The following is a 14,943-nucleotide window of genomic DNA, read 5'->3' on the forward strand; positions in this document are numbered from 1 at the left end:
CTGGGCGGCGCGTGCTACTCGCGGTTCCGGTGCCGGATCCAGGTGTCGATCACGTCGAGGGCCTCGGGGACGAGCCACGCAGCGAGCCCTGCCACGGTGAGAATCGCGATGATGATGACGGCGGTCAGGTTGTCGCTCACGGGCGCTCCTCGGTGCTCTGGTCGGCGCGTAGATCGGTTCGCACGTCCAGGTCCGGCAGCAGCTCGTAAAGCGCCTCGATCTCCGTGTCGCGCTCGTCCTGGCTCAGCTCGAGCTGCTCGGCGTTGGGCAGCGTCGCCGGGTCGAGCGGGATGGTGAACTCGAACCGGAGCGGCGGCTGTGACGGCTTCGGCGGTTGCTCGTTGGCCTGCTCTTCGCGGGCGATACGCCGGTCGCCTTGGTCGATCCAGACCAGGGCGAGGACACCCAGCACGCAGATGGCCGCGGCGGCGAGGATGGGGTCGAGGTTCATCGGGTCCTCCGGGTGCGGCGGCGGGCGGCGAGCGAGATCACACCTGCGGGGAGCTGACGGGGCGTCCGGTCGCGCTTGGCGGCGGTGCAGGTGGCGGCGTGGGGCATGAACAGGCGCTCGTGGGCGGCCTGCGGGAGCTCCACGGTGGGGACACGGGAGCGCCAGACGCCGAGGCCGTCGCAGAGCGCGGCGACATTGCCGTCCGGGTCGGGCTCCGCGTTGAGGGCCTGGCGCTTGCCCTTCGCGGTGACGGACCAGCGCACGATCTCGCCGCATGGACCGCACAGGCCCAGGCCGGTCTTCGGCAGGCTCATTGGTTCCTCCAGGCGGTGGTGCGGTCGATGTGGCTGGTGGTGCGGCGGCGGCCGCGTCCGCTGTGGCAGGTCTCGCCGGGCCGGGCGTGGCAGCGGGGGCAGCCGATGGCGCGTTCGGGCTGGCGGTCGCGGTGGTAGGCGGGGAGGGCTTGGGCGATGGTTTGGCGGGCTTCGGGCGGCATGGGCGTTCCGGGCATGGGCCACGTCCTGGTCAGGCGGTCTGGGTGTCGGTGCTGGCGTCGCAGTCGCGGCACAGGCCGGGCTTGGCGGAGCGGTGGGCGCGGTCGCAGCCGGGGCAGTTCCGTAGCGGCTCGGGTGCGGGCGCTGGCTGCGGCTGTTCGTGCGGCCAGAGGGGCGCGTTGCCGTCGTCGAGGCCGAGCAGCAGGGAGGGCTGGGCGGTGGAGTCGGTGGGGCGTTCGCGTTCGGCCCAGTCCTGCCAGCGGGGGCCCCAGTTCGTGGCCTCGCGCCGGTCGGCGGTCATGCGGCGGACGAACTTGCGGGTGACCTCGGCGAGCTGGGCGCCGGTGAGGACGGGGCGGCCGTTGGCGACGCGGGCCGCCTGGGCGGCCCGGACGTCGTCCGGTGCTGGCTGCCAGTCGCTGGAAATCAGAGAGAGAGCTTCGGGCGCGAGGCCGCCACTACGTTCACCCTTCTCTCTCTCAGAACCATTACTAGGGAGGGGAGGGGAGGGGACGCGCGCGCGTGAGGTCTCAAGGGAGTCCCCCCGGGACGTATCGCGGTGACCTGCCGGTTCGTCAAAAACAGGGCTGTGAATCGGATCCGTTTTGCCCTGTGAATCGAGCTCGTTTCCATCGCGAATCGGGGCCGAATCGGGAGCGATTCCGCGCTGCTGCCGCTTCTTCGCCGCAGCCTTCGCCCGACGCTGAAGGACCTCCTGCCGGGTCGGGTTCGGCGGCGAGTAGTCGTGCATCACGTAGTCGCCTGCGGCCGGCCGGACGCACCGCGTGCAGTCGTGGTCGGCGGCGTGCCACAGCCCGACCCGGACGAGCTTGAGGATCTGCGGGGCGGTGCCGTACATCGCTGCGACCGCGCCGGGCACGATGCCGTCTGTGAGGTGCTGGGAGGCATAGGACCCGCAGCGCAGCCACAGCCCGACGGCCGCGTTGCCAGCGCGCAGCAGCTTCGGATGGCTGTGCGCGCTGTCGTCTACGGCGAACCATGGCATCGGTGGTGCTCCTGGGTGGTGGTGGGATCAGCGGCCTTCGAGGGCGCGGGGCTGCTGAGAGCGGCGCGGCGGCGGGCGGCTTAAGGTCAACGGGCTCTGCTCCTTCTCGGCGGCTCGGCGGTCTGCGCTGGGTGGTCCTCGGCGCAGACCTTGTGGGCGGGGCGGCGATAGTCGTCGCGCAGGTGCGTGGGCTCGTGGCAGAACCGGCACGGAGCCTCGGCCTGCGCCCAGTGCGATCCATCGCGCCAGTTCACGACAGCCTCACGCCGCCTCTTCGCTGGCATGCGGCTCGTCGTCGCTGCCCGCGGGCGTGGGGACGGAGAACCCGGCACGGTTGAACGCGGTCGTGATCGAGTTCCAAGACCGCCCGAGGCGGGCCGCGATCTGGTCGCGCGGGATGCCGAGGTCCGCGAGCTCGCGCACGTCTTCCAGCAGGGCGGCGCTCACCTCACCCACCTCCGGCGTCGCGAACCCGAACTTCCACGGCCCGGGCCCAGGCGCGCCGTCCTCCTCGATGTCGTCCCAGGCGAGCGGCGGCGGGAACTTGGCGGCACGGGACTCACGGCGGATCCGCATGGCCACCCACTTCGGGACGCCGTGCCGGATCGGGTCCTGGTCGTGCAGGTCCTCGAAGAGCAACCGGACCGCGAGATGGGTTGCCGCGTAGACGACGCGCTGGTTGGCGACGGCGACCAGAGAATGACGGTTCAGGCCGCACCGGGCTGCCAGCTCGTGGAGCGGCCAGCCCAGTGCCCGCAGCGCCTGGATGCGGCGCTGGGTGCCCCTTGCTGGTACCCACGCGGTGTCCGGCAGTGCGTCGACGGTGTATCGGACCGAGAGGATGCGCTGGGCGATCTCGTGGCGGACGCGCTGTGTTGCGGGCCTGCTGGGGATCGCGCCGCGGATGCGGTTCAGGTTGGGCAGCTTTAGGCCTGCCGCAGTGGCGATGTGCTCGTAGGCCATGCCTTCGGCGTGCAGCTGCTCGATGTGGGCGCGGACGGGTGCGGCGTCGATCAGGGGCTGCCAGGTGCCGTAGCCCTGGCGGCGGTTGCGACGTCGCTGGTACTCGGCGGCGGCGTCCATGCAGGGCAGGCAGTGGCACTTGTGGTACTTGGCTCCGGAGACGGTGCCGTGCGGGATCTGCTTGCTGGTGGCCTGCCCCGTGGGGTGCACTTCCAGCAGTCCGGCGGCCATCACGCGGCTCCTCGCGCCATCAGGCTGACCACCGGCGGGAGTTCGAATTCCTCGGTCGGGGCGTCCGAGGTGTACATGGACACGCTGACGGCCGTGGCGTTGGCCAACTCCGCGCGGAGCCGCGTGGCTTCGGCCTGGGCGTCCTCGGCGTCGCGCCGGGCACGCTCGGCGTTGGCCTCGGCCTCGTTGACCCGCTGGCGGAACTCCTCGACCTGCGCGGCCGCCGCGCTGGCCATGGCGAGGGCGTCGTCGCGCTGCCGGACCAGATCCGCGATCAGCCGATCCTGGTCGTCCATGTCGGCGACGCGCTCCTGCATCGCGAGCCACACGGAGTAGGTGCGGCCGCGCGCGCCCGTGCCCGGGAGTAGACGGTCCAACAGGTTCATGCGGCACCGTCCTCGCGCTGGCGCGGGATGCCGGCCTCACCGTTGGCGCCGGAGCGGGAGGCGAGGTCGGTGTATGCGGTCTCGTTGGCGGCCTGGAGCTCGGCGACCCGCTTCTCCAGGGCCGTGTTGGTCTCGCGGAGGCGCAGGATCGTTCCCGCGCGGCGCACGAGTTCACCGCGCTGCTGCGCGGTGATGCTCTCGGCCAGCACGCGCGCGTCGATCGCGGTCCGCTGGTTGAACTCGGCCGTGGCGACATCGGCCTTCAGCTGCTCGATGGTCTGGTGTGCGGTGTCGAGGCGGTCTGCCAGGTCGTCGGCGCGGTGCCGGTGCTTCTTGCCGAACATCTCGGCTCCTTCGTGGTGGAAGGTGAGTTGGGGGGTGGGGCGGCCGCGTGGTGGCGGCCGCCCGGGTCACTCGGCTGCGGGAAGCGCCTGCGGGGCCAGGCCCGGAACTGCGGCCCGCGCCTCACGCCAGGCCGAGACGATCGCTTCCTTGCCGACCTCACGACCGTTGGTCTTCTTGAACAGCAGGCGCTGGTACGCACGGCGGCCGACCAACGTGACGCCCGGCACGGTGTGAACCTCGCCTGTCTCCGTGTCGCACCACTGCGCGACGCCGGCTGCCGTCATCTCCTTGAGCAGCCCCTTAGCGAACGCCTCGCGGACCTCGACGACGACGCGTGCGTGGATCTGGTCCGGGTGATGCTGGCGGACCCATTCGCGGAAGGCGTTCTCGTCGGTCACCGTGGCGGCGGCCGCGGGTGAGACCCAGGTGACGGTTGCCACGTCGGTGCCGTCCGGGAGTTCCGCACCGAGCTTCTGCGTGCCCGTGGTCTTCTTGGCCTCGGCGAGCCCGGTGTCCACGCGGGCCTTCACCGTGGCCAGCTCTTCGCCGATGGTGTCGTGGAGTGCGGCGAGGGTGGCCTGGAGAAGTACGTCGTCCTTGAGGCTCATGCGGCACCTCGGGTGAGCACCTGAGTCAGCGCGCGGAGCTCCTCGACCGTGCCCTCAGCGGTGCTGTGGCGGTACTGCGTCGCGAAGCCGTCCTCCAGGTCCTCCGGCCGGAGTCCGACCACTGACGCGGCCGCGCGCAGCTCGTCGAGCGCGGCGGCGCGCTCGGCGTCCGGGATGTCGTCCTCGGCGGAGGCCGCGGGCTGCTGCGAGGCGGCCGCGCTCAGCTGCTGACCCCGGTCGATCAGGTAGTCGCCCAGCGCCATCGTCCCGAGAGGCGTCATCACCTGTGCGGTGAGCAGTTGCTCGGCCGCGCCCACCCGGTACAGCTCGCGGACCACGTTTGGATCGAGGGTGTGCGCCGCGTCTTCGGCCATCTTCTGCTCCGGCCCGGAGCGCGGAGCGTTGGCGGCGGGCTGCGGAGGGCGCTGCTGCTCAGCCGGGGCCGGGTTGTCGGCCTGGGCCATCTCCTCCGCGGTGTACACCCCGGCGAGGTCGTGCGGGAACGCCTTCCGCAGCGCGAGAGCCTCGGCGCACTTCGCGAGCTGTCCGGCGGGCATTTTGCCCCATAGCCCCTGCGGGCCGTAGTTGCCCGTCTGGACGTACTCGCGATACAGCGCGATCGCGGGGAAGCGGTGCCCGTTACGGACTACAGTCACGCGGGCGGCGGCGGGCGGCTCCTGGTCGAGCCACACGTCTCGCCAGCGACCCGACTGGTCGCACCACTGCGTGTCCTCGTAGCCGAAGTTCTCCCGGCGTTCGGCGACGACGCGGTGCGCAATCACCCGGTATCCGTCGATGCCGGTCTGCGGCGTGAATACCTTCCGCTGCTCACGCTTGTCGTAGCGGCCGATCAGGTAGATCTGCCGGGAGAACGGGTCCAACTGCGTGCGCTGGCACAGGTGCAGGAACCCGGACAGCTCGGCAGCGGTCACCTCGTCGCTGATGCCGGACTGGCGCAGGACGGCGGCCTGCTCTGGGGTCCACTCGGTCTGCTCGGGCCGGATGGCGAGCGCGCCGCCCGACTTCACGATCTCGGCGGTCATGCGCGGGACTCCTTGGGGGTGGTGCGGCGGGCGGTGCTGGGGCGGATACCGAGCGCCTGGTGAAGGGCGGTGACGGCGGCCTGCGTGATTTCGGGACCGCGGGCTCCGCCCTGCGCGATGACGCGCTGGATTCCCCAGGCGCGGCAGAGACGGGCCATCTCGCGGTCCAGGTCGACGAAGTCGACGTGCATGCGCTTGGCCAGGCGGGACAGCGGCGTGTGGGCGTCGATGCTGCTCATGCGGCTTCGGCCGATCCGGTCTCGCCGTCCTCGGGGGCGAAGCGCACGAACCCGGCGACGGACCAGCGGGTGCCGTCGAACACGGCGTCGCAGGCGAAGCTGCGCACGTCGGGGGCATCCTGCTTCTCGACGCGGCCCTTGCGGACCGTGGCGTGCAGAGCGGTCGCCAGGTCGGCGACGATGCGCTCGCCGTCGGGGTGCAGGTAGTGGGTGTCGACGTACACCGCGCCGCTGCGGACCATCCATGAGAGCGGCTCAGTGTCGAACTGCGGGTACTCGTCGAGGAATGCGGTCAGCGACGCGAAGGCGGTTCGCGCGTTGCGCTCGGCGGAGGCGGTCTCGGTAGGCTGATCGGTGATCATGCCTGCTCCTCTGGTGTCTCAGAGTTGATGCGGGTTTGGTCAGGGCCATTCGCTGGCGGTCCAGGCCGGCGGGTGGCCCGCCTTACTTCTCAGGCGGCGCGGCGGCCGAAGGCGATGACGGGCTCGTCACCGGCGGCGGAGATGGCCGCGATGTGGTCGAGGCGGAACGCGATGCGCCCGGCGACCTTCGTGTGCGGGATCGCACGCTTGTACGCCATGTCTTTGAGCCACCGCGCCGAGACGCGGAGGAGCTTCAACTCCACGACCTCGTCCGGCGTGTAGCAGCGCAGACGCTCCTCGGCAGTCAGGTTGGTGGCGGTCTCGGGGAGCGGGTCTCGCGGCGCCTTGCTGCGCGTCGTCACGGGGCTTCCTCTCGATTGATCGCTGCTGGCGGCACCGCCAGTGCCTCGGCGATCCGGCGGATGACCTGGGGGCTTCCGGCGGACTCGCCGCGCTCGATGCGGCGCAGGTAGCTGTGGTGGATCTCTGCGCGCTGCGCCGTCGTGCGCAGGCTCAGATTCCGAGCCTTGCGGAACTCGTAGATTGCGGTGCCGTTCGGTGTCACCAGCTGATGTAAGCACGCCGCTGGCTCGGATTGCAAGCTTCTTGCCTACGTTCTGGGCCCGGAATGTATGCTGAGATGGCACGAGGTAAAAGCGCCATTCGCATGACATGTGAGCGATGCGACAGGAGTGAAGTGCGAAGAAGGTTGTTACGCAGGTCAGGCGGCTTGATAGCTACTCACCGTGTCGCACGGATCTGAGGCATCATGGGCCCATGGATCACGCCTGGCCTGCTCTCGCCACAGCCATCGCGGCTCGCCGCGAGGCCATCCCGCTGACCCAAGACGAGCTCGCGGAGGCAATGAACGTCGGCCGCAGCACCGTGCAGAAGCTGGAGAATCCGCGCACCACCTACACGAAGATCCAGCCCATCCACCGCGAGGTCGCCTATCAGCTCGGCTGGACGCGCGGCAGCATCGAGCAGGTCCTCGAGGGCGGCGAGCCCACACTCCGAGCCGACGAGGCGCCCTCGCCGAGCGCAACGCAGAGCGCGAGCATGCCCAGCGGCACGCCGCAGCGGATCCGCCGAGCCCTCACGGGCGGCGAGGTGATCGACACCGAGCTCATCCCGATCGACGACGACTCAGACAGCGGGCTCGTGATGATGATCAAGCAGGGTGACCGGGAACTCCCAGAAGACAAGATGGACCTGATCATGCACCGTTGGGTGCGCCTCACCCGGATCGCTCGCGATCTCTATGGGGAGGACCCCACCGAGGAGCGCTGAGCCCCGCCAGGAGGGGAGCCATGGCGTACGCCGAGAAGCGACAGAGCGAGGCCAAGGGCAGCAAGAAGGTCACCTGGCGCGCCCGTTACAAGCGCCCTGATGGCAAGTGGGACTCCGTCGAGGGCTTCCCTACCAAGCGCACGGCCGAGGCCTTCGCCGAAGAGCAGGAGGCTGCGGTCCGCGCCGGCCGCTGGATCGACCCGAAGCTGTCGAAGAAGCCGTTCGGTGAGTGGGCGCGGGAGTGGATGGCCGAGCAGGCTCCGCGCGGCAACACGACGACCAGGCGATGGGCCCGCCTTGACGCTGACATCCTCCCTCGGTGGGACGCAGTGCCGCTGGATCAGATCAACTGGTTCGAGGCGGAGAACTGGGCCAACGGCCTTGAGTGTGACGATGTGTCGGCGACGCACGCGCTGTCGCTGATGTCGAGCATCCTCACGGGAGCCGTGGACGCGAAGCACCTTCTGGTGAACCCGCTGTTCGGCCGCCGTCGCCGGCGCACGGCCGCGGCCAAGGTCGAGATCCAGGCGAAGGACCAGACGAAACTCTGGGTGCCGCCGGAGCAGGTGCTGCGTGGCGCGCGCCGCGCAGGTCGGCGCGACGGGATGCACATCCTGACGACGGCGTTCACCGGGATGCGTTGGGGCGAGAGCCTCGGCCTGCACCGCGACCGCGTCCTGGGAGAGCGCCGCGAGGCGTGGGACGGCGGGGAGTTCGTGTGCCCGATCCTCCAGATCCGCGAGGAGGTGGCGGAGTACCAGGAGCGGAACCCGGACGGCAAGAAGGGGCCGATCCGTGTGGTCCTGGAGCCGGTGAAGACGCGGGAGTCGAACCGGGACATCGACGTGCCGCCGTTCCTCGCCGAGCTGCTGCGCGAGCACTTGGAGTCTGTGAAGTTCGGCTACGTGTTCTGCACGAAAGGCGGCAAGCACTGGCGCCGCGGCAACTTTGGGCGGCAGGTGATGGATCCGGTCTTCGACGGCCGAGAGCCGCTTCCGGCCTCCAGGGGGCATGCGCCGCGCGAGGGTTGGGATCCGATCATGCCGGGTGCGACGATGCGGGCGTTGCGGCACACGCACGACACGTTCCAGGCCCAGATCGGTGTGGCGCCGATTCTGGAGCATGAGCAGGCCGGGCACGCGTACCCTGGGATGAAGGGTCGTTACCAGCATCCGACGCCGGAGATGCGGCAGGTTCGGCTGGACGGCCTGGAGGGCATCTTCCAGAAGGCGATGGTCGCTCTGGGGTGGAAGACGGTGTGGGAGAGTTGATCTCCCGAATCTCCCCCGGATGATCTACTTTTCGGGGTTCCGCAGCAGGTAGAGGCTTTAAGAGCGCTGCTCTTACAAAGCAGATGTCGGCGGTTCGAATCCGTCTGTGCCCACTTAAAACGGACAAAATTTTAGAATGAATCGGACATGGCTGTCTGGCATCCCGCTCTCCCTCTGATTCCCCGTCATGTTCGTTGGTTCTCATTTCCGCAGTTCAGGGCACACTTCAGCGCGGCATGACATCAGCTCCTCAAAAGCGGCATTCGACGGGGTGGTTGTCTGCCGTTCGGTAAAGCTGCAGGTCAGCGTCGCTAATGGCGCCCCGTGTGACATCTGCTTCGTTGAGCGTGACTCATCCACTTGGCGTAGCGCCGAAGGTCCAGCTCAGGGCGGTTCTCGGGGAGTGGTGGCGCATGCGGCACGGATTTCGAACGCATGGTGCCGAGTCGGGTCGGTAGCCGTGAGTGTGCATCGGCGGTATGGCCGGCGTGATCACGCGCGGCAGATGTGTGCCCGGCCCCAGTGGTCGGCCCGGCGGCCCCGCGCCCGAGTAGGGCGGCGTTGCGGCGCCGTGTCCGCACCGCTGGCACGCGACGCGACAGACCGCGCCTGCGCGACCCGCTGACCCTGTGCGCTTGATGGTCCTCGGCTCTAATGATCACGGCGCTGTCAGTCGTTCGAATGCGGATGGGGCGCCTCACCGTTGGGGGCTATCGCCGCTGGAAGGTCTCGTCCGATGCGTCTGTTCTCTTCTGTTCCACGCCTGTTCGCGACGCCGATGGCGTGCCTGCTCTGCCTCGCGTCCGGGGTCGATGCCGTGGCCGCTGCTCTGCCCGGGGGTCTCGCTGCAGGCGCCTGCCCTGTACACGGGAACGCCGTATCAGGTGAAGGCGACGCTTGGTGCGGCCCCGGTGACCGCTTCCGATGGGGTGCTGGTGTTCCAATCCAGTGACCCGACGTTGCGAGTGTGTACGGACCAGCTGCCGCTCGATACAGAGTCAACCGTTACGGATACTCAGGGCGTGGCGGTGTCCTTCAAGTTGTGGACCTCCTGCGAACTGGTCACTGCCGGGGACTCCTCCACCCGGCAGATCAATCTGCATGAGCAGAACGCGAACGACGCGCTGACGGTCACTGCCGAGGTCGTTGACCGGGCCGCCGGTCGGGTTGAGACGAGTTCACCGGCGTCGACTGCGCAACCCGTCCTTTGCGGAGCGCTCGGCTACGGGCTCGCGCAGTCCGGCTCGCAGGGCTACAACACGGCGACGATGCCGCTGGCCGAGCAGAGGCGCGATATTTTCCGCTAACCCCCACCAAGCAGGGCATTTACCCGGGTGAGCGATTTTGGCCGCGCCTGACACCGCGCATAGTCTCGCCCGGTGACACAGGCATCCAGCACACTCCAAAGCCCCCCGCGGGCTGACCACGCACCCGCCGACGGCGCGAAGCCCAAGGCGTCGGCCCGACTGGGTTGGCTGGATGCACTGCGCGGGCTGGCGGCTCTGGCGGTGGTGTATCGGCACACCGGCCCTACCTGGGTACCTCAGCTCTACGCGTTCACCGACCGGTATGTCGACGCTGGCACGTTCGGCGTCACCCTGTTCTTCCTCGTCAGCGGATACATCGTCCCCGCCTCACTCGAACGCCGCGGTGACCTGCGCACCTTCTGGATAGGCCGGTTCTTCCGGATATACCCGCTTTTCATAGCCGTGGTCGTCGGCGGACTGCTGTTGCCGGAGTCGCTGCAGGCGGTGGCTGGCAGCTGGCGGACCAACCCGTGGCAGACCCTGGGCGGCAACAGCGTGCTGCTCACCGAACTCCTCGGGACCGCCAACGGGTTGAAGGTCTCCTGGACCCTCTCCTACGAGATGGTCTTCTACTTCCTCGTCTCCGCGCTTTTCACGCTGCGGCTGCACCGACGCAGCGCCCCCATCGCGCTGGTCTTCGGAGCCCTCGCGCTCGCGTTCGCCACCACGATGCCGGTCCGTATCCTCAGCGCCCACGGGCACATGGAGACCGTGCTGGTGGTGACCCTCGTCGTCGTCTTCGGCGCGATGGTCTGCATCATGACCGGCGCCACCCTCCTGGGCCGGATCGGCGCCTTGGCAGTCGGGGTCCTCGGCCTGGTCCTGGTGACCATGAACAGCGGACTGGCCAGCTTCGACTCCATGACGATCCTGGCCACCATGTTCTCCGGCACCGTGATCTATCGCGCCGAGCACGGCCAGATCCGCCGCTGGTGGGGGGTCCTGGCGTGCGTCGCAGTGATCACCACGAGCCTGGTGTCCGGCGGCCTCTACGACACCTACGGCGCCACCTGGACCGGGCCGGCCTCCTACTGCGGCGCGATCGCCGCTGCCTGGCTGCTCTTCGGCCTCGGCCTGTTGCTGCGCAACCAGCGCATCCCCCGCTTCCTGAGCTGGCTCGGCACCGTCAGCTACGCCGTCTACCTGGTGCACTGGCCTGTCTACCTCTGCCTGTCCAAGGAACTGCACCAGCACCACCTCTACCCCCGAACCCATCTCCAGCAAGCCGTGTGGGGAGCCGTCTTCCTGGCGATCGTGCTCGCCACCGCCTACGCCGGACACCGCCTGATCGAGCTCCCCACCCAGCGCCTGGGCCGCCGCCTCACCACCTGGGCGAGCCAACGTGGCAAAGCCCGGACTGCGGACCTCGCACAGGCGCAGCCGACGGGTTCTTGAGCGGACGGCTGAGCGGCCGAGGGGCGCCGCTGCCACACCGTTGTGTCGGCATCAGCTCCCTTCGGCTGCTGCTCCGCGGTCTTGTCCACGTGACTTTCTGTCGCAGGCGGATCAGTTCTGAACAAGCCCTTGAAGCTGTGGCCTGTGCCACCTGATGGCAGTACAGATGCGCACATATGGCGATGAGGGCAACGAGAAGCGTCGCGAGGTCTCGCGGCCCCCGCCGTCACCACGAGGGGGCGGCGCGGGCGAAGCGGCACGGAATCAGCACGTATGAGGCTGAGAAATGTCGAGTAGCAACGAGATCTACTGAGAGTGATTTTTGCAGCTCAGATGCCCCACATGTTGCATCGTTGCAGGTCAGGGGCTTGCGTGGGGAAAATGACCGTCACCCGAAACGAACCGCACCCTTCGGCGATCGTGTACCTGCCCGTGACATGCGGGTTCGAGCAGACGCCGTCAGAGTGAAGTCATGGCTCGCCATCGCGTCCGCTGTCCGGGGTTCGGCCGATTACGCGGCTCGAGGTCGCCGGATGCTGACTGACCGCGGGCGGTCCTGGCGGCCTGCGCGGTCGGAGCAACTCAGGTCGGCCGAGACGTCCAGCGCGTCTTGCGGGCGGATTTCAGCTGACAGCGGGATCACCGATTGCTTCTCCCAGGGAGCTCGTCTTCGATGCTTCTCGACCTCTTCGTCATCGGCGTGGCAATCACGCTGGGTCCCCTCCACAACACCGCGTTCATCCTGATCCTCACCGCGCATCGCGGTGTTCGGAAGGGCCTGGCCTTCGTCCTCGCCTGGCTGGCCTGCCTGGTTGTGGTAGTCGCGCTGGTGCTCCTGGGCACGGGCGGTACACCTCCGAAGCCGCACACCGCACCCTCGACCGGGGCCGAGGCCGTCAAGCTGGCCATCGGCCTTTCCCTCATCGGCTTCGGCGAGTACAAACGACGAAAGACAGTCGGCCAACCGCGCAAACCGGCGACCTGGATGGCGCGTCTTCACGACGTGTCCGCCTGGACGGCAGCCGGATTCGGAGTGTTTCTGCAGCCCTGGGGCATGGTGGCGGCCGGCGCCGCAGTCGTCGTGCAGGCCAAGGTGTCCAGCATCGGCTCGTATCTGGCTCTGATGGGCTTTTGTTTGCTCGCTACCGCCAGCATCCTCGCGATGGAGTTGTACACGGCATTCGCTCCGCAGGCCGCAGGCCAGAAGCTCGACCGTTTCCGTGTGTGGCTGGACAGCCACACCGACCAGGCCGTGGTGGGGATCTCCGTCCTGGTGGGCCTGTGGCTGGTGAGCAAGAGCATCTACCAACTCGTCACCTGAACCGGCTCTGCTCGCCACGGCCGGGCTCCGGCGTGACGCCGGGTTGGTTGTGCGACCCGTGGCGATCGGCTCGGCGGGTCAATCGCTCTTGGGGTCGCCTCCCGCTCGTCGCTGCAGGCCGACCTGAACGGCCCCGAGAAGGATCCGCACCGCAAAGCCGACGACCAGCAGATTGCCGAGCATCTGAATCATCGTCACGATCCGGGCCGGCTCGGAACGGGGAGCGATGTCTCCGAAGCCGACCGAGCTGAACACGGTGACGGTGAAGTACAGCGAGTCCAGCCGGGTCAGGCGCTGAGTGAAGGCGCTCGGCTGGGATGTCGCCATCAGGAAGTACGCTGCCGAGAAGAGCAGGAGGTAGAGGGGCACGGAGAGCGAGAATGCCTCGACGGCCTGGAGCCGGGGGTAGCGCGAGCGTGAGATCAAGCGGGCCTGAAAGGCGATCAGAATACCTACTGCCAGAAGGCCGACAACGATCAGGAACTCGGTCCTGGCGGTAGTACGCTCCCCGAGCGGGAGAACGAAGTAGAGCGCCACGAGGCAGGTCGAGAACAAGGTGGGACGGAGCACGGCGCGGGCCAGGAGCCTGCGCCGCTCCCCCTTGGGGAGACTCTGGTACGTCGACTGGGTCACTCGTGGCCGTCGTCAGGACTCGGCGTTGAGATCACGCTTTTCAGCCTAGGCCACCACGGCGTCCGCGCCGGGGACCGAGCGATGCTCCGTGTGTCCACCGGTCGGCTGGTTCCCTGAGCTTGAGCCCCGACGGTCTCCGGAAGGTAGACGGCTCCTACTGCAGAATGTTGATCGCACGAGCGATCACCAGCGCTCCGATCCCGACGGATACCACCGCTTCCGTCATCATCATCAGCTTGGCCCACCGCTTGATCGCGGAGATGTCGGTGGGGCTGAATGCAGTTGCCGTCCAGAAGGCCAGCACGAGGTAGTCGGCGAAGATCGGCACCCAGGTGGTGGGCACGTAGTCCGTGTGCAGCATCTCCGGGAACACCAGCGCCGGATTCGCATAGGGCTGGTGCGCGCGGGCAGCAGCACCACCACGATCCAGATCCCAGAACCACAGCCCGAAGGCGATCACGTTCGTCGCCCAGACCACTCCGCCGGTGGCCAGCAGCGCGATGGCGTTGTTGGCGAACAGCTTGTTGTTGGTCAGGATGTCGGCCACCAAGCGGCCGGCGGCGATCAGATTCGCGACCGTCAGGGCGGCGATGGCGACACTGGTCGTGATTCGCAGCCATGGCTTCTGGCGATCGATGCGGCCGGGATCTCCGATGATCAGTGCGGCCAGCAGTGCGAACATGACGACCGGGACGACCCAGGAGGGGTTCACTCGGTACTGCGCGGGCAGTGCCACGTGGAGAGCCGTGGCGACCAGAATCGCCAGCGCCACCGGCCACCAGTGCTCGCCGCGTTCAGAGGCCTGGACCGGCGTCGACGGGGGCGGAGCGACCGGGTCCGGGCCTGATGCCATGCCCCATTCTGACCACGTCGGTTACGACCTCACGCGAGTGACGCGCCGGTTCTCCGACCACGCCGATGCGTCCCCCAGCCGCAGGAGAGGGGGCGATGGCCGTCGTTACTGCGCGTCGTCTCCGGACGGACTGGTTGCACGACCGCGGCGACGGCTCAACCCTTCGGGGTACGCCGCCCCGGCTTGGCATTGTTTGGGCGGAATAGGTGTATCTATAACTATCTGTGGCGTTTTGCCGGTCGGTGGCCCATGCGGCTGTGGCCGGACGGGAGTGGTCAGGACGGTGACGAACCATGGGTGTGGCAGGTGGAACGTCTGGTGCGCGGGGGTCCTCCCGGGGTCCGGTTCGGGCGGCGGGGGAGCCTGTGAGTCGCGCTGACCGGGTGGCGTTGGGGAAGGATGCTCGCGAGCGGGTGCCGTTGGAGGCGCATGCGGAGTTCGAGCCGGGCGGATCGCGGGATCCGGTTGGGCTGTTGCTGGGGCAGGCGGCGTCGCGGGTGCCGGAGCTGGTGCCGATTCGGCACGGGCGGATGTTGGTGTCGCCGTTCACGTACTACCGTGGGGCTGCGTTGCCGATGGCGGCGGATCTGGCTGCCACGCCTGCCTCGGGGCTGCGGGTCCAGTTGTGCGGGGACGCGCATCTGTCGAACTTCGGCGCGTTCGCCTCACCGGAGCGGCGGCTGGTGTTCGACGTCAACGACTTCGACGAGACCCTTCCCGGGCCTTTCGAGTGGGACGTCAAGCG

At 68.5% G+C, this 14,943-nt stretch carries 22 protein-coding genes and 1 tRNA gene; 7 read left to right on the plus strand and 16 right to left on the minus strand.

Translation table 11 applies throughout. The annotated features are described in order from the left end of the window. Positions 1-14: 14 nt before the first annotated feature. From ABH928_RS08430 to ABH928_RS08495, 14 genes are all read right to left on the minus strand, one after another. A complete protein-coding gene (locus ABH928_RS08430) occupies positions 15-140 on the minus strand; it encodes a hypothetical protein (protein WP_370063736.1) in 126 nt (41 codons plus the stop codon). After that, positions 137-451 carry a hypothetical protein gene (locus ABH928_RS08435; protein WP_370063738.1) on the minus strand — a complete coding sequence of 105 codons (315 nt, stop codon included), beginning with the start codon at positions 449-451 and terminating at the stop codon, positions 137-139. The genes ABH928_RS08430 and ABH928_RS08435 overlap by 4 nt, the downstream gene beginning before the upstream one ends. Continuing rightward, entirely contained in the window at positions 448-765 is a 318-nt protein-coding gene (locus ABH928_RS08440; RefSeq protein WP_370063740.1) for a hypothetical protein, read from the minus strand. The genes ABH928_RS08435 and ABH928_RS08440 overlap by 4 nt, the downstream gene beginning before the upstream one ends. After that, positions 762-962, minus strand: a complete 201-nt coding sequence (locus tag ABH928_RS08445; RefSeq protein ID WP_370063742.1) for a hypothetical protein — start codon at positions 960-962, stop codon at positions 762-764. Before ABH928_RS08445 ends, ABH928_RS08440 begins: the two co-directional genes overlap by 4 nt. Before the next feature lie 14 nt (positions 963-976). After that, positions 977-1,951 carry a hypothetical protein gene (locus ABH928_RS08450; RefSeq protein ID WP_370063744.1) on the minus strand — a complete coding sequence of 325 codons (975 nt, stop codon included), beginning with the start codon at positions 1,949-1,951 and terminating at the stop codon, positions 977-979. A 261-nt stretch (positions 1,952-2,212) separates the two neighbouring features. Continuing rightward, complete coding sequence (locus tag ABH928_RS08455) at positions 2,213-3,145, minus strand: hypothetical protein (protein ID WP_370063746.1); 933 nt, start codon at positions 3,143-3,145, stop codon at positions 2,213-2,215. After that, the gene (locus ABH928_RS08460; RefSeq protein WP_370063748.1) at positions 3,145-3,531 is read right to left on the minus strand and encodes a hypothetical protein; all 387 of its coding nucleotides are present in this window, start codon (positions 3,529-3,531) and stop codon (positions 3,145-3,147) included. Before ABH928_RS08460 ends, ABH928_RS08455 begins: the two co-directional genes overlap by 1 nt. Further along, positions 3,528-3,875 (minus strand): hypothetical protein, encoded by a 348-nt coding sequence (locus tag ABH928_RS08465; RefSeq protein WP_370063750.1) that lies wholly within the window; start codon positions 3,873-3,875, stop codon positions 3,528-3,530. Before ABH928_RS08465 ends, ABH928_RS08460 begins: the two co-directional genes overlap by 4 nt. A gap of 66 nt (positions 3,876-3,941) precedes the next feature. Next, positions 3,942-4,484 (minus strand): hypothetical protein, encoded by a 543-nt coding sequence (locus ABH928_RS08470; RefSeq protein WP_370063752.1) that lies wholly within the window; start codon positions 4,482-4,484, stop codon positions 3,942-3,944. Next, positions 4,481-5,527, minus strand: coding sequence for a phage recombination protein Bet (gene bet, locus ABH928_RS08475; RefSeq protein WP_370063754.1), 1,047 nt, complete (start codon positions 5,525-5,527; stop codon positions 4,481-4,483). The genes ABH928_RS08470 and bet overlap by 4 nt, the downstream gene beginning before the upstream one ends. Then, entirely contained in the window at positions 5,524-5,766 is a 243-nt protein-coding gene (locus ABH928_RS08480; RefSeq protein WP_370063756.1) for a hypothetical protein, read from the minus strand. Before ABH928_RS08480 ends, bet begins: the two co-directional genes overlap by 4 nt. Next, the gene (locus tag ABH928_RS08485; RefSeq protein ID WP_370063758.1) at positions 5,763-6,128 is read right to left on the minus strand and encodes a hypothetical protein; all 366 of its coding nucleotides are present in this window, start codon (positions 6,126-6,128) and stop codon (positions 5,763-5,765) included. The genes ABH928_RS08480 and ABH928_RS08485 overlap by 4 nt, the downstream gene beginning before the upstream one ends. Positions 6,129-6,217: 89 nt before the next feature. Then, positions 6,218-6,490 carry a hypothetical protein gene (locus ABH928_RS08490; protein WP_370063760.1) on the minus strand — a complete coding sequence of 91 codons (273 nt, stop codon included), beginning with the start codon at positions 6,488-6,490 and terminating at the stop codon, positions 6,218-6,220. Next, the gene (locus tag ABH928_RS08495; RefSeq protein WP_370063762.1) at positions 6,487-6,693 is read right to left on the minus strand and encodes a helix-turn-helix domain-containing protein; all 207 of its coding nucleotides are present in this window, start codon (positions 6,691-6,693) and stop codon (positions 6,487-6,489) included. The genes ABH928_RS08490 and ABH928_RS08495 overlap by 4 nt, the downstream gene beginning before the upstream one ends. A gap of 212 nt (positions 6,694-6,905) precedes the next feature. On the opposite strand from ABH928_RS08495, the gene ABH928_RS08500 reads away from it, so the two are divergent. From ABH928_RS08500 to ABH928_RS08525, 6 genes are all read left to right on the plus strand, one after another. Further along, complete coding sequence (locus ABH928_RS08500) at positions 6,906-7,418, plus strand: helix-turn-helix domain-containing protein (RefSeq protein ID WP_370063764.1); 513 nt, start codon at positions 6,906-6,908, stop codon at positions 7,416-7,418. A 20-nt stretch (positions 7,419-7,438) separates the two neighbouring features. After that, the gene (locus tag ABH928_RS08505; protein ID WP_370063766.1) at positions 7,439-8,689 is read left to right on the plus strand and encodes a hypothetical protein; all 1,251 of its coding nucleotides are present in this window, start codon (positions 7,439-7,441) and stop codon (positions 8,687-8,689) included. A 33-nt stretch (positions 8,690-8,722) separates the two neighbouring features. Continuing rightward, positions 8,723-8,802 (plus strand) — tRNA-Val (locus ABH928_RS08510). A 798-nt stretch (positions 8,803-9,600) separates the two neighbouring features. Continuing rightward, positions 9,601-9,996: a hypothetical protein gene (locus ABH928_RS08515; RefSeq protein WP_370063768.1), complete on the plus strand. Its 396-nt coding sequence runs from the start codon at positions 9,601-9,603 to the stop codon at positions 9,994-9,996. Positions 9,997-10,068: 72 nt separating this feature from the next. Beyond that, on the plus strand, positions 10,069-11,391 hold the full coding sequence (locus ABH928_RS08520) for an acyltransferase family protein (RefSeq protein ID WP_370063770.1): 1,323 nt from the start codon (positions 10,069-10,071) through the stop codon (positions 11,389-11,391). A 673-nt stretch (positions 11,392-12,064) separates the two neighbouring features. Further along, on the plus strand, positions 12,065-12,712 hold the full coding sequence (locus ABH928_RS08525; protein WP_370063772.1) for a GAP family protein: 648 nt from the start codon (positions 12,065-12,067) through the stop codon (positions 12,710-12,712). Positions 12,713-12,790: 78 nt separating this feature from the next. Here the strand turns inward: ABH928_RS08525 and ABH928_RS08530 are convergent, their stop codons facing one another. Together ABH928_RS08530 and ABH928_RS08535 are read right to left on the minus strand one after the other, a co-directional pair. Then, the gene (locus tag ABH928_RS08530) at positions 12,791-13,249 is read right to left on the minus strand and encodes a potassium channel family protein (protein ID WP_370063774.1); all 459 of its coding nucleotides are present in this window, start codon (positions 13,247-13,249) and stop codon (positions 12,791-12,793) included. A 250-nt stretch (positions 13,250-13,499) separates the two neighbouring features. Next, positions 13,500-14,117, minus strand: coding sequence for a hypothetical protein (locus tag ABH928_RS08535; RefSeq protein ID WP_370063776.1), 618 nt, complete (start codon positions 14,115-14,117; stop codon positions 13,500-13,502). 374 nt (positions 14,118-14,491) lie between these two features. Between ABH928_RS08535 and ABH928_RS08540 the strand changes: the two genes are divergently transcribed. After that, a partial coding sequence (locus tag ABH928_RS08540; RefSeq protein ID WP_370063778.1) for a DUF2252 family protein occupies positions 14,492-14,943 on the plus strand: 452 nt, incomplete at its 3' end.

The sequence above is a fragment of the Streptacidiphilus sp. MAP5-3 genome (genome assembly GCF_041262505.1).
In the GTDB taxonomy this organism is placed as follows: Bacteria; Actinomycetota; Actinomycetes; order Streptomycetales; family Streptomycetaceae; genus Streptacidiphilus.